The organism is Flavobacterium sp. (genome assembly GCF_027531705.1).
Taxonomy (GTDB): Bacteria; Bacteroidota; Bacteroidia; order Flavobacteriales; family Flavobacteriaceae; genus Flavobacterium.
Window position 1 is genome coordinate 44,739 of sequence record NZ_JAPZSP010000029.1, and the last position, 13,810, is coordinate 58,548.

The following is a 13,810-nucleotide window of genomic DNA, read 5'->3' on the forward strand; positions in this document are numbered from 1 at the left end:
GTGTTACAGAGTAACTAATGTTACCAAAAAAAGCGTTTTCATTTGGCTAATTTTTCAAAAATTTGAATGCGTAAATTTTGTAAAAAAGAAAACCAAAAGTCGCTCCAAAAGTATAACCCGTTAAAATATCAATTGGAAAGTGCAATCCTAGATAAATTCGGCTATAAGCGAAGATTAATGGAAATAAAAACAACAAGTATATATGTTTGTAATATTTTCTCATTATCAAATAAACAAACACGGTAGTAGCCATTGAATTGGTAGCATGACCAGAAAAGAAACTGAAAGTATCGCTCTGTTTTACAACTCTGATAATGTCTTTTATTTGCAAATCATTACATGGTCTAAGACGTTCAAAAGTATATTTAAAAAGATTAGCCGTTTGATCACAAATAAGAATTAAAAAAGCAATAAATAAAATCATTATTCCAAGGTTTTTTAATCCCACTTTTTTGTAAATAAGATAAAAAACCAGCAGAAAAATTGGCGTCCAATTGGTTTGTTTGGTAATAAACAACCATAAACCATCAAAAGCAGGCGAACCTAACCCGTTAAGAAAAACAAATAATTCTTTATCGAGCGCAATTATTTTTTCGAGCATTATAGTTGACGTTTTATAGGCCCAGTTAAATCGTCAATAGATTCTTTGACATCTTTAAGAGGATTGATGTCCTTAGCGCCCAGATTATCTTTTATACTTTCAATTTCAGTGTTAAAACCGCTTGTTAAATCTTTTATAGAAGTATCCAAACCATTAGCTTCGGCACTTTTTTGAATTTCCGTTTTAATTTCGTTGGTTGCGTTTTTAAGTTGCGCCATACCTTTCCCAAGAGTACGAGCAATCGTTGGGATTTTGTCAGCACCAAAAAGCATTAAGGCAATGAAAATTATAAAAATCATTTCGCCTCCACCTATTCCAAACATAATTTTTTATATTAAAATTAGCTCTGCAAATTTAGTCAAATTTTGATTTTATTTCTTGTTTTGGCCAAGTATTATTGGTCAAATCTACATCGGCTGTTTCTTCTTTTGGATCGAGCACAATTTTGGTCACTTTTTTATCGGTAGCAAAAGTTCGATTGGCTTCCTTATCATTCATTCTCCAAATTTGTGCAGGAAAACGATGTGTTTCGGTAGTTCCATCTTCAAAGGTTAGTTCTACAATAATTGGCATTACCAATCCGCCTGGTTTGTCAAAAGTTACTTGATAGAAATATTTAGGCGTTTTAAGTTTAGCTTGTTCTTCTTTAGAAAACGTCTCGTTAATATATGTTTCTAATGATTTTGAATCTTTAATTTCAAAAGGCTTATTCATAGAAGCTTTAAAACTTTCGCTTCCTTCGGACACCATATAAACCATTGGTCCTTCGATGCGATTGCGTCTTCTTCTAGTTTTTAGAAAATCTTTCACTTCTTTAGGTTCGTCATTACTTACAAAGTATTTTTTTACTTCTTTGATTCCCATATCAACATTATCTGTTGTGTAAAACCATCCTCTCCAAAACCAATCAAGGTCAAAGGCAGAAGCATCTTCCATTGTTCGGAAAAAATCTTCAGGTGTTGGATGTTTGAATTTCCAACGATTTGCATAGGTTTTGAAAGCATAATCAAACAATTCTCTTCCCATAACCGTTTCACGAAGAATATTCAATGCTGCCGCAGGTTTTCCGTAAGCATTATTTCCGAATTGACGGATACTTTCAGAATTAGACATTATAGGTTCTAATCCTTTTTCGTCACCGCTCATATAAGGCACCATACTTTTGGCTGGACCACGATCAACAGGAAATTTCGGATCCCATTCTATCAACGCCATATATTCCATAAATGAGTTAAGACCTTCATCCATCCAAGTCCATTGACGCTCATCTGAATTGACAATCATTGGGAAAAAATTGTGTCCAACTTCGTGTGCAATAACGCTCATCATTCCGTGTTTTACTCTATCAGAATATTTTCCATCTGGTTCTGGTCGTCCCCAATTCCAACAAATCATCGGGTATTCCATACCTTGATCTTCAGCGTTTATTGAAATCGCTTTTGGATAAGGATAATCAAACGTATGGCTTGAATAACTTTTTAATGTGTGTGCTACTATTCGAGTAGAATATTCTTCCCACAATGGATTTCCTTCTTTTGGATAAAGCGAAATTGCCATAGCTGTTTTAGAACCTAACTGCACCGCCATGGCATCGTAAATAAACTTTCTAGAAGTTGAGATTCCGAAATCTCTAACATTCTCTGCTTTAAATTTCCATGTTTTTTTCTTGTCTGAAAATCCTTTTTCGGCTACTTCAGCTTCGGCTTGTGTTACTACAATTACTGGTTTGTCAAATGATTTTTCGGCTTGTGCATAACGCGCTACTTGTGCTGGTGTAAAAACTTCGTTTCGATTCAGTAAACTTCCTGTTCCTTCCAATATATGATCGGCTGGAACGGTTATGTTTACTTCAAAATCGCCAAAAGGCAAAGCAAACTCACCTGCTCCCCAAAATTGTTGATTTTGCCAACCTTCCACATCATTATAAACCGCCATTCTTGGATAAAATTGTGCGATAACATAAAGTCGGTTTCCATCTGGAAATTGCTCATAACCAGAACGACCACCATCTAAGCGATAATTATTGATATTATACCACCATTTAATAGAAATAGTAATTTTTTCACCTTTGGCAAGAGGCTTTGGCAACTCAATACGCATCATGGTTTGATTGATGGAGTATTGCATTGGTTTTCCTAGCGCATCATTTACATATTCTATATTAAAACCGCCATCAAAATCTTCTTCTAGGTATTTTCTTGAAAATCCTTTTGGACTAGAAACTGGATCGGTAACATTGCTATCAACTAATGGTGAAAGTGACTTGCGAGATTGTTGATTTTGATCTAATTGTAACCATAAATAGTCTAACGATTCCTTAGCATTATTGGTATAAGTGATGGTTTCTTTTCCGGCTAATTTGGCATTTTTATCATCTAGTTCGATGTCAATTTTATAATCCGCTTTTTGCTGATAATATTCTGGTCCAGGTGCTCCAGAAGCTGTACGATACATATTGGGCGTTGCCAACAAATCATACATTTGTTTGAATTTATCTGGGTTTTTTTCGCTTTTAGGTTTTGTAGTTGTATTATCTTGAGCGAATATAAAACTTGGAAATAGCACTAATGCTAAAAGAAATTTGTTCATACCTTAGTTTTTGAAGCTATAAAAGTAATTATTTTTATCTAAAGTGCTAAAATAGATATTATTTTAACTGTTAACACGAATTATAAATGAAATTTCACACAGATTTCACTAATTAACACGAATTTGATTCTCACTAAATTTCACTAATCTGTCAAATTAAAAAAAATATTTTCTTCATTTTAACATTCCTTTGGTGTTTTCGGATGTTAAAAGAAGACTGTGCTTTTCGCCATTGAACTTGGCTTGAATGATATTTTGCTGTTCATCGTGAACTTCGGTAATGATTGAATTTTCTACTTCCAACGTCTTTATTTTGGAAATCTCTTTGATTGAAAGATAACAGATTACTACATTTTCTTCAACTTCTTTGCTAAAAAAAATCATTGGCTTTAGTTTGCCATTTACTTTTATTTGAAATTTTTCGGCTAAGTATTTTTTCATCCACTCAACATCTTGTGATGATTCTTTTTCGGTTGCAATGTAAACTTTTTGTTTGTACTTTTTTTCTAAAGCTTCATTCAAGTCATCAATAAATATTCGGGTAGTTATTTGAATCATTTTCTTTTTGGGCACAAATTCGATTTGGTAAATAGCTGTGTAAAATTTGTGCATTCCGAAAGAGGAAAACACCAAAAATGCAATTGTGATAACTAAACCATTTTTTTTCATTTTTCAAAAATAGGTAATTGCTACTTTCCTGCTAACATTTCAAGGTATTTAATTGCTAATTCTCCCATTCTGAATCGGGCAAGTGTTTTGTTTTTGGTTTTTATAGCTTCTGCATAACCACTATCTTCTACAATGTAAAACTGGAAAGCTTTGACATATTCTTTTGGGATTCTTAGTTTTTCGATAAAATAACTTTCGTCGAAATAATCTTCTGTTTTGGCTCTTGAGAATTCTTTCTTTTCAACTTCTACCACTTTTTTGAGCATGGCAGTTCTTCCAGACATCATATTAAACAACGGATCAAGCCCGATTGAACCACCAGTTGTACCATCAACATTTCCAGTCATATATGGATTAGAAGCTGTATTTAATTTTCGTTCAGCTGGCGTATAGGTTTTTTGACCTTTTGGAATAATTCCCATTGCAACCGCATTGATGTGTTTGTATTGAAAAACCATTACTTCTCTTAGTTGATTCATAATAGGTTCCATTTTGACAAAAAGTAATGCTTTTTCAAAATCTTTTTGTTTCAAAATCACCTTGTTGGCTTTGTATTGAACAGATGAAAATAATATTGTATCACCAACAGAAGCATTTATTGAGAAGTAACCACCTTTTTCGGTAAGAATTCCTTTTTCGGTTCTGGAATTAATAACATAAACAGCATTAGTATCACCATATTCAGCTATAACTTTTCCATTAAGCGTTTCTCCTTGCTGTGCAAATGAAGTTAATGAAGTAATAATAAGTAGAAATAAGGCGATTAAATAACGCATCGGCTAGTCTTTAGATTGGATGGTTTGTATATACTCTTTCGATAAATTAATCATGAGAAATTTGGCTAATGTTTTATTTTTAGTTTTAAGTGCATTTTGCAAATCGACATTTTCTACTGCATAATATTGAAATCCTTTGACGTACTCTTGTGGAATTTTTAGTTTTTCAACAAAATAATTTTCTTCAAAAAGGTATTCTAATCTTACTAATGCTTTTTCGTTTTTCTCTACAACAACTTCTTTTTTCAGCATTTCTGTTCTGCCCGAAATCTTGTTTAAAAGTGGATCTAAAAGTCCCGTTGTTGCCGTACGAACTTTTCTTTCGGCAGGTGTATACGTTTTTTGATCTTTAGAAACAATTCCCACTGAAACGGCGTTTATCTCGCTTTTCTCAATAACAACTTCTTTCAATTCAACCGTTTTGGCGCTCATCAAAATGTAAATCAATTCTTTATCGAGATCACTTTCATTGATAATTCGGTATACTTTCTTCAACTGAACCGAAGACAATACTAACGTTTCCCCTACTCTAGCATTGATGTAAAAATAACCTTGTTTATCGGTTACCGTTGTTTTTTCAGATTCTACATTTTCAACATTTATACCTTCTAAATCGCTTATATCAGCATTGACCTTTCCTTTTATTTGGTAGGTTGCGCCATTTTGAGCTTGCGCCATTGTTAGAAACAAGATGAAAATAAGTTGTAAGTAAAAATGCTTCAATGTTAGTTCGTTTGATTTGTTTTGGTAAAAATATCGCATTGTCTTCCAAAAAATTAGCCAATGGAATTGTAATTTTTTGTTAATTTAACGTGAGTTCGACGTAAGCAAATTTAAATTTTAGACACGAATTGCACGAATTTACACGAATTATAATTTTAACAATTAAATTTCACGAACTAAAATCTAATAAATCAGATTTTATTGGTGTAATTTTCCATCTTCAATTAGTGTAAAATGGTGAATGTTTTTTTGGTTTTTTATATCGAACTCACGTTAATTATTAATTTGTAAATTTGATGAAAATTTAAATTGAAAATGAAAAATCTACTTATAGCCAGCACCTCAACCGTTCATGGTGGCGAATATCTTGACTATTTATTACCTACATTAGAAAATCATTTTGCTTCATGCAACACCATTTTGTTCATTCCTTATGCCAGACCAAGTGGCATTTCGCATGATGAATATACCGAAAAAGTTAGTGTTGCTTTTGCTAAAATAAATAAAAAAGTAAAAGGACTTCACGAATATGAAAATCCAGCAGAGGCTATTGAAAATGCGGAAGGAATTTTTACTGGTGGCGGCAACACTTTTGTATTGGTCACACAACTATATGAAAACAAAGTAATGTCTGTTTTAGCCAAAGCCGTAGAAAACGGAACTCCTTATCTTGGCACAAGTGCTGGAAGTAATATTACAGGTGTATCGATGCAAACTACCAATGATATGCCGATAGTTTATCCGCCAAGTTTTGAAACATTGGGAGCGATTCCTTTTAATTTGAATCCGCATTATTTAGATCCAGATTTGCAAAGTAAACATATGGGTGAAACCCGTGAAACTAGAATAAAAGAATTTCACGCCTACAATTCTTTACCAGTTTTGGGATTAAGAGAAGGAAGTTGGCTAGACGTAAAAGGTTCTAAAATCATTTTGAAAGGCGAACTTACAGCAAGATTATTTCAACAAAACAAATCGCCTCAAGAATTGGAGCCAGGAGCTGAGTTGGGAGATTGGAGTTAGAATAAAAAAAACCTCTAACGTTAATTAGAGGTTTTTTGCAGAGCGGAAGACGAGGCTCGAACTCGCGACAACCAGCTTGGAAGGCTGGAGCTCTACCAACTGAGCTACTTCCGCTTTTGTGAGTGCAAATATAATAGATTTGTTTCTTTGGATGCAAATTTTTTTTAATTTTTTTTTCGGCTAAATTTTGATTCTTATATTTGGACTAGCTAAGAGATTTATTTTTAATTTGTTATAAACATTTTTGCAATGAAATTAATTCAAAAAATTGCTTCAAAACAGACTTATACTGTTAGAAATGCTGTGTTGAGACAAGGAAAACCTATAGAATCTTGCCATTTTGATGGTGATGATTTGGAGACAACAGCTCATTTTGGTCTGTTTATTGATAAAAATATAGTAGGAATTGTATCTGTATTTCAAAATAAAAGCGATATTTTTGTACCCGAAAATCAATATCAAATTCGCGGAATGGCGGTTTTAGATGATTTTCAACAAAAAGGTTTTGGTCGTGAGTTGGTTCTTTATTGTGAAAATTATATTTTGACAAAAAATAGCAATCTAATTTGGTTCAATGCAAGAGAAAATGCGGTTGAATTTTATCAAAAATTAGGTTATTCAACACATGGAAATTCTTTTATAATTGATGGTATTGGCAGCCATTATGTAATGTATAAAATGTTAGCATAATTGCTTATGAATAAACTTTACTTATTTATTTTACTTATCGCAATTACAAGTTGTCAGAAACCCACTAAAGGAATTGTTTCTAACGATAATGCTTCTTTTTTTGATTTGAATCTATTTGAAAATAAAATAAAAATTGATTCTGTTGCTTTAAATGATACTGAAAACAAACTCTTAATAGATTTTTACAAAAACTATAATTACCAAACCGTTTGGCAATCAGAAGAACATAGAAATTTTGTACTTCAAGAAATTGGAAATGCCGAAAATGAAGGATTAGACCCTATTGACTATTGGTATAATTCTATTAAAAAAAATGAAAGCAATTATGATGATTTGACCGATGAACAATTAGTAAATTACGATTTGTTGCTCACACAAAGCATGCAAAGTTACATTTCCCACATCAGCAAAGGAAAAGTAAATCCGCTTGTGGTATATGATGATTATGACTTGAAAGAAAAAATTGTTGATGTAAATTCGATTTTAAAAGATTGTATTGATAAAAATGATTTTTCGGATATTATTGAAGACTGTAAGCCAAGTCATCCAATGTATAAAAACTTAAAAGAAAGTTTAAGAATTCTTAAAGCCTATCCAAAAGTTAAAACAGAAAATTTTGATTCGAAAACTCCAAAATTAATTCCAGGAAAATCATACAAAGCCATTGTGCTACTAAAGAGAAAGATTAACTACTGGAAAGACGCCGTAATTACCGATTCGTTATCGAATGTTTATGACAAAGAAACCGTTGCGGGTGTAAAAAAATTTCAGAAAAGACATGGTTTATATCCTGATGGTGTTGTAGGTGCAGGCACAATAGAAGTATTGAATTTTACAAGAGAACAGCGTATTAAACAAGTATGCGCAAATCTAGAAAGATGGCGTTGGTATGCAAAAGATTTTGGATCAAATTATTTATTAATCAACATTCCAGATTATAGTTTGGTTGCTATAAAAGATGGTGATACAATGCAAAAACAACGAGTAGTAGTTGGAAAAAAAACACGTCAAACACCAGTTTTAGAGTCTAAAATATCAAATATCAATTTGAATCCTAATTGGACTGTGCCACCCACTATTTTGGCAGAAGATGTTTTTCCTGATGCCATAAAAGACAGAAACAAATTTAACAAGGATAAATTAAAAATTTACAATTGGAAAAAACAAGAAATCAGCCCATGGCAATGGAAAATAGAAGACGCGAACAAATATCATTATGTTCAATTACCTGGAAGAAATAGCGCCTTGGGGTTGATGAAAATCAATTTTAAAAATAAATATTCTGTTTATCTGCATGATACTAATCATAGAGATTATTTCAAATTTACTTATCGTGCATTAAGTTCGGGTTGTGTGAGACTTGAAAAACCTTTAGAAATGGCAGAATACATTCTTAATGATGAAGAGAATTGGCCTCTTGAAAAAATTCAAGATACTACCAATATTAACCATTATATTAAACTGAAAAAAGAAAAGTTTAATGAACAAGCAAAAAAAGATGCCGCAAGATTGGCAAAAAATCCACTTTTAGTAATTACACCCAAAAAGTTTGTTAATCCTGAATTAAAAACAATTGTTTTAGGTATAAAAGATGATATTTTTGTTCATCAATTATACTGGACAGCTTGGCAAAACAATGGAGTTTTACAGTTTAGAGAGGATATATACTGTAGAGATTCTGACCTATTTGCTTACTTATACTATTAATTTACTTTTTTTAGCATAAGTATTATCAGGCGCATAGATAAATAAGCAAGATTTGTTTTTAATAGTCTTGATAATATTTTTGCTCAATTTTTGAGGTAAAGCAGGACAACCTTGGCTTCTTCCAAGAATTTTATTCTTATTAGACTTTATATAAGCATTAGAAACATAAGGAGCTCCATGTACCACAATATCTCTCATTCTAGCTTTGTGATTGATTCCTCTTTCTAAACCGTCAAGTTTTAATGACAATCCGTGGCTTCCAACATAGGTTTCGCCTGTTGCAAAAAAACCTAAACTACTTTTATTAGAATCTGCTTTGTTAGAAAATTTGCTTGCATAAACTTTTCCCGAGTTAACACCATGAGCAACTAAAGTATTGTAAAGTATTTTATTTTCGTTCAAATCTATTACCCACAATCTTTTTTGGTAAGATGGTAAACTATAATCTACTATGGTTAGGATATTCTTTCTGATTTTGCCTTGTTCTTTCAAAGCATAAAAACCTAACAAGCCTTTTTCAAAACTTTTTAGTTTAGGCAATGCATTTTTATTAGTTTCAAGATTGTTATAAACTTCTTCAATAAACAACATTTTATCTAATGACGTCATCGAAGAAAAGGAAGATGGCGAAGTGATTTTTACATTTGCTTCTTTTGCAGTAAAAGAAAACAATGAAAACGATACAAAAAACAGAATCAGTTTAAAATTCATAGGTTAATCTTTTAGTAGTTAAATAGTTTTGGGGCGACAAATATAGAAACAAATTTTTTATTAACAAATTTTTCAACAATAAAACATCGATTAAAATCAATATTTAACGTTTAAGCGCAAGCCACATACTCAAATACCATTACTATTAGAAGTTAAATACCAAAAACCAAGCCAATAAAAAATTTTAATGAAACAGTAGGAAATTTCGATAAATTGGCTACTTTTGCTCAACTAACCAACAGCTCATGAACCGTTTGCAATTCAATTACCTTATCTATTTTATGTTTTTTTGTTTTTTGGTACATGGGCAAAAAAAAACATACTCAACCAAGTTTACAAATGAAGCAATTTCTATTGATGGTGTTTTTGACGAAGAAATTTGGAAAACAGCATCAATTGCTAAAGACTTTGTAAAATATGATCCTGATAATGGTAAACCAGAAGCAGATTATTGCAAAACAGAAGTTAAAATAGCTTATGATAACGAAGCAATTTATGTGGCAGCAACTTTGTATGACAATGAACCTAACAAAATTTTAAAAGAAATATCCAACCGTGATGCAGAAGCAGTTGCAGATCAATTTGGAATATTTTTTAATGGTTTTAACGACGGACAACAAGAATTTAGATTTTACGTGACGGCTGCCGGAGTTCAAAAAGACTATTTATACACAAATGACAATGGCGAAGATGGCTCTTGGGATGCTATTTGGGCGAGCAAAGTAAAAATTACTGACATTGGCTGGACAGTTGAAATGAAAATTCCCTATGCAGCCTTGCGTTTTTCTCCAGAAAAAAAACAGACTTGGGGATTGAATCTTTTTAGAGAATTTCGTCGCGAAAGACAATACTATACTTGGAATCTAATTGATACCAAAATACCCACTGAAGCAACTCAGGCAGGAATACTTGAAGGTATTGAGAATATAAAACCACCAACCAGACTGTTTTTTATTCCTTACTCTTCTTTTTACTTAAATGCTAATGAATATCAAAAAACCAAAGGTGAGTTCAAAGGTGGATTAGACATTAAATATGGCATTAACGACGCTTTTACTCTCGATGCTATTTTGGTTCCCGATTTTGGACAAACAGCTTTTGATAAAGTTGAATTAAATCTTACGGCTTTTGAACAACAATTTGCAGAAAACAGACCTTTCTTTACAGAAGGCACAGAACTTTTTAGCAAAGGAAATTTATTCTATTCAAGAAGGATCGGTGGCGAACCATCGACTACTCCAGAACTTGACGAAAATGAAGAATTTGTAGAAAATCCTTCAAAAGTAAATTTATTAAATGCCTTAAAAATTTCAGGAAGAACTAAAGATGGTTTAGGAATTGGGTTCTTAAATGCCGTTACCGAAAAAACTTATGCTACTATAAACAATACAACATCAGGAGAAAATCGTAGAGCCGTATCTGAGCCATTGGCAAATTACAACATTCTTGTGGTAGATAAGCGATTTAATCAAAATTCGTCAGTATCGATAATAAACACTAACGTAACTCGTAATGGAGAATTTAGAGATGCCAATGTTACCGGATTATCTTTTGATTTAAGAAACAAACAAAATTCTTTTCAAATCTTAGGCAACAATAATTATAGTGCCGTAAATGATTATACAGATAAATTTGGAACAAAATCATTTTTAGAATTTAATGAAACTGCTGGCAAATACAGATATGGAATCGGTGGTGAATATACTTCTAACGATTATGATAATAATGATATGGGAATTAATTTTATAACGCATTATCATGCTCTTTATGGTAATTTTAGCTATAGAATTCTGAATCCCACAAAAAGATTCAATCGATTCAGTATTTTCAACAATGCTTATTCAGAATTTGATAATAGAACAGGAAGAGTTCAAGAATTTACTTTTAACACAAACATAAATACGACTAGTAGAAAAAATGATTATTTAGGTTATGGATTATCATTTAGACCTGTAGAAGTTTCTGATTTTTACGAACCACGTTCTTTCAATGAAGCCCGTTTTCTTACACTTCCTAAATATGCAAACGGTTATATATATTTTTCATCTAACTTCAATAGAAAATTTGCTATTGATCTAAATCCATCGGTAACTATTATAAATGAAGATAAACGTGCAACATACAGTATGGAAATTATGCCACGTTACCGATTTTCAGATAAACTTTCACTGATATATGATTTCTTTATAAGAGCACAAAAAAATGATATTGGGTTTGTTACAAACAAAGATGATAATTCGAGTGATGTTTATATGGGTCGTAGAGACAGAACAACTATTACAAATTCTGTTACAAGTAAATTTTCGCTCAATAATGTAATGAACTTAAACCTTTCTTTGCGCCACTATTTATCTTATGCGACCTATAACCGTATAAGTACGTTGCAAAACGATGGAAGTATACAAACCAACGGGATTAATCCTCAAGATTACAGTAGAAATTACAACACTTGGAATTTAGATTTGTCTTATTCTTGGTGGTTTGCCCCTGGAAGTCAAGTAAGTGTTTTATATAGAAACAATAGTGTTACTGAAGAAGATAAATTTACCGGTGTAGATAACAAATTTGATGCTAACATAAAAAAATCTTTAAACCACCAAAATCTAGACCACATTTTCTCTATTAGTGTTCGCTATTTTATTGATTATAATTCGGCTAAACATTGGTTTTCTAAAAAATAATCTTTTAGTAATTACTAAATCGATTTCGTTTTTTTTAGTTAAATTTTACCCTGTTCTTTTCAATTCAGGTTTTGCAAATGCTTATCTTTGTGTAAAATACTATCACAATGAACAAAAAAGTAATACTGATGATTCTTGATGGTTGGGGAAAATCTCCAGACCCAAAAGTTTCAGCAATCGACAATGCCAATGTACCTTTCATCAATAGTTTATATACCAAATATCCGAGTGCGCAACTAAGAACTGATGGTCTAAACGTAGGTTTGCCAGAAGGTCAAATGGGAAATTCTGAAGTTGGTCACATGAATCTTGGTGCTGGACGAATTGTGTATCAAGATTTAGTAAAAATCAACTTAGCCGTTGAAAATAAAACATTACACAACGAACCAGAATTAGTCGCTGCATTCAAATACGCAAAAGAAAATAACAAAGCCGTTCACTTATTAGGTTTGCTTTCTGATGGCGGAGTGCATTCGCATACTTCGCACTTACGCGGACTGATTGATGCATCACAAGAATATGGTTTAGATAAAGTTTATGTTCATGCTTTCACAGATGGTCGTGATGTTGACCCAAAATCGGGTTCTTTGTATCTTGAAGATTTGAATAATTATATTTACGATACCAAAGCAAAATTAGCTTCTGTTGTAGGTAGATATTATGCAATGGACAGAGACAAACGTTGGGAAAGAGTAAAAATAGCTTACGATTTACTGGTAAACGGAACAGGAAAACATTCAACAGATGCTGTTTTGAGTGTTTTAGAAAGTTATAAAAACGACATTACTGATGAGTTCATTGATCCAATTGTAATGGTTGATGGCGATGACAAACCAGTAGCAACTATTCAAAATGATGACGTTGTAATTTTCTTCAACTTCAGAACTGATAGAGGTCGTGAATTGACAGAAGTGCTTTCGCAAGAAGATTTCCACGAGCAAAATATGCATAAATTGAACTTGTACTATGTTACAATGACCAATTATGATGATACCTATAAAAATGTACATGTGATTTATGACAAAGATAATTTGACAGAAACACTTGGAGAAGTTATAGAAAAAGCAGGAAAAACTCAAATTCGTATTGCCGAAACTGAAAAATATCCACACGTTACATTCTTCTTTTCGGGCGGAAGAGAAATTCCATTTGTAGGCGAAACTAGAATTTTGAGAAATTCTCCAAAAGTTGCCACTTACGATTTGCAACCAGAAATGAGTGCTTATGAACTAAGAGATGCACTTGTTCCAGAATTAAACAAAGGCGAAGTTGATTTTGTATGTTTAAATTTTGCTAACGGCGATATGGTTGGGCATACAGGTGTTATGGCAGCAGCAATAAAAGCTTGTGAAGCCGTTGATGCTTGTGTAAAAGATGTTGTAGAAGCAGCTTTTGCAAACAATTACACTACAATAATAATTGCTGACCACGGAAATTGTGAAACCATGATTAATCCTGATGGTTCTCCAAACACAGCACACACAACTAATCCAGTGCCAATTATTTTAGTTGACAAAGAATTAAAAACAATTCATGATGGCGTTTTGGGAGACATCGCTCCTACTATTTTAGAGTTGATGGGAATTGAAAAACCCGCTGTGATGACACAACATTCGTTGTTGTAAAAATCTGATTTAGCA

At 32.3% G+C, this 13,810-nt stretch carries 12 protein-coding genes and 1 tRNA gene; 5 read left to right on the top strand and 8 right to left on the bottom strand.

Going from position 1 to position 13,810, the window contains the following annotated elements:
- Positions 1-46: 46 nt before the first annotated feature.
- The 6 genes from O9267_RS11475 to O9267_RS11500 all read right to left on the bottom strand — a co-directional run bounded on the left by O9267_RS11475 (position 47) and on the right by O9267_RS11500 (position 5,358).
- Positions 47-601: a phosphatase PAP2 family protein gene (locus tag O9267_RS11475; protein WP_298179572.1), complete on the bottom strand. Its 555-nt coding sequence runs from the start codon at positions 599-601 to the stop codon at positions 47-49.
- Complete coding sequence (locus tag O9267_RS11480; RefSeq protein ID WP_298179575.1) at positions 601-924, bottom strand: twin-arginine translocase TatA/TatE family subunit; 324 nt, start codon at positions 922-924, stop codon at positions 601-603. Before O9267_RS11480 ends, O9267_RS11475 begins: the two co-directional genes overlap by 1 nt.
- A gap of 31 nt (positions 925-955) precedes the next feature.
- Positions 956-3,190, bottom strand: coding sequence for a M1 family metallopeptidase (locus O9267_RS11485; protein WP_298179578.1), 2,235 nt, complete (start codon positions 3,188-3,190; stop codon positions 956-958).
- Positions 3,191-3,364: 174 nt separating this feature from the next.
- Positions 3,365-3,859, bottom strand: a complete 495-nt coding sequence (locus O9267_RS11490) for a DUF6702 family protein (RefSeq protein ID WP_298179580.1) — start codon at positions 3,857-3,859, stop codon at positions 3,365-3,367.
- Between the two features lie 20 nt (positions 3,860-3,879).
- Entirely contained in the window at positions 3,880-4,635 is a 756-nt protein-coding gene (locus O9267_RS11495; protein WP_298179583.1) for a hypothetical protein, read from the bottom strand.
- A 3-nt stretch (positions 4,636-4,638) separates the two neighbouring features.
- A complete protein-coding gene (locus O9267_RS11500; RefSeq protein ID WP_298179587.1) occupies positions 4,639-5,358 on the bottom strand; it encodes a carboxypeptidase-like regulatory domain-containing protein in 720 nt (239 codons plus the stop codon).
- Positions 5,359-5,673: 315 nt separating this feature from the next.
- On the opposite strand from O9267_RS11500, the gene pepE reads away from it, so the two are divergent.
- A complete protein-coding gene (pepE, locus tag O9267_RS11505; protein WP_298179590.1) occupies positions 5,674-6,381 on the top strand; it encodes a dipeptidase PepE in 708 nt (235 codons plus the stop codon).
- 41 nt (positions 6,382-6,422) lie between these two features.
- On the opposite strand, the gene O9267_RS11510 is transcribed toward pepE, so the two are convergent.
- Positions 6,423-6,495 (bottom strand) — tRNA-Gly (locus O9267_RS11510).
- A 135-nt stretch (positions 6,496-6,630) separates the two neighbouring features.
- On the opposite strand from O9267_RS11510, the gene O9267_RS11515 reads away from it, so the two are divergent.
- The gene (locus tag O9267_RS11515; RefSeq protein ID WP_298179593.1) at positions 6,631-7,071 is read left to right on the top strand and encodes a GNAT family N-acetyltransferase; all 441 of its coding nucleotides are present in this window, start codon (positions 6,631-6,633) and stop codon (positions 7,069-7,071) included.
- Positions 7,072-7,077: 6 nt separating this feature from the next.
- Entirely contained in the window at positions 7,078-8,778 is a 1,701-nt protein-coding gene (locus tag O9267_RS11520; protein ID WP_298179596.1) for a L,D-transpeptidase family protein, read from the top strand.
- On the opposite strand, the gene O9267_RS11525 is transcribed toward O9267_RS11520, so the two are convergent.
- Positions 8,767-9,489, bottom strand: coding sequence for a murein L,D-transpeptidase catalytic domain family protein (locus O9267_RS11525; protein WP_298179599.1), 723 nt, complete (start codon positions 9,487-9,489; stop codon positions 8,767-8,769). The genes O9267_RS11520 and O9267_RS11525 overlap by 12 nt on opposite strands.
- A gap of 245 nt (positions 9,490-9,734) precedes the next feature.
- Here O9267_RS11525 and O9267_RS11530 point away from each other — a divergent pair, with 245 nt between their 5' ends.
- Complete coding sequence (locus O9267_RS11530; RefSeq protein ID WP_298179601.1) at positions 9,735-12,170, top strand: DUF5916 domain-containing protein; 2,436 nt, start codon at positions 9,735-9,737, stop codon at positions 12,168-12,170.
- Between the two features lie 107 nt (positions 12,171-12,277).
- Positions 12,278-13,795 carry a 2,3-bisphosphoglycerate-independent phosphoglycerate mutase gene (gpmI, locus tag O9267_RS11535; RefSeq protein WP_298179606.1) on the top strand — a complete coding sequence of 506 codons (1,518 nt, stop codon included), beginning with the start codon at positions 12,278-12,280 and terminating at the stop codon, positions 13,793-13,795.
- Positions 13,796-13,810 lie beyond the last annotated feature (15 nt).

Excerpts from the sequence above, each read along its gene's own strand:
- O9267_RS11525 (WP_298179599.1), bottom strand. The coding sequence starts at position 9,489 with ATGAATTTTAAACTGATTCTGTTTTTTGTATCGTTTTCATTGTTTTCT.
- O9267_RS11530 (WP_298179601.1), top strand. The coding sequence starts at position 9,735 with ATGAACCGTTTGCAATTCAATTACCTTATCTATTTTATGTTTTTTTGT.
- O9267_RS11495 (WP_298179583.1), bottom strand. The coding sequence starts at position 4,635 with ATGCGTTATTTAATCGCCTTATTTCTACTTATTATTACTTCATTAACT.
- O9267_RS11485 (WP_298179578.1), bottom strand. The coding sequence starts at position 3,190 with ATGAACAAATTTCTTTTAGCATTAGTGCTATTTCCAAGTTTTATATTC.
- O9267_RS11515 (WP_298179593.1), top strand. The coding sequence starts at position 6,631 with ATGAAATTAATTCAAAAAATTGCTTCAAAACAGACTTATACTGTTAGA.
- O9267_RS11490 (WP_298179580.1), bottom strand. The coding sequence starts at position 3,859 with ATGAAAAAAAATGGTTTAGTTATCACAATTGCATTTTTGGTGTTTTCC.
- O9267_RS11480 (WP_298179575.1), bottom strand. The coding sequence starts at position 924 with ATGTTTGGAATAGGTGGAGGCGAAATGATTTTTATAATTTTCATTGCC.
- O9267_RS11520 (WP_298179596.1), top strand. The coding sequence starts at position 7,078 with ATGAATAAACTTTACTTATTTATTTTACTTATCGCAATTACAAGTTGT.
- pepE (WP_298179590.1), top strand. The coding sequence starts at position 5,674 with ATGAAAAATCTACTTATAGCCAGCACCTCAACCGTTCATGGTGGCGAA.
- O9267_RS11475 (WP_298179572.1), bottom strand. The coding sequence starts at position 601 with ATGCTCGAAAAAATAATTGCGCTCGATAAAGAATTATTTGTTTTTCTT.
- gpmI (WP_298179606.1), top strand. The coding sequence starts at position 12,278 with ATGAACAAAAAAGTAATACTGATGATTCTTGATGGTTGGGGAAAATCT.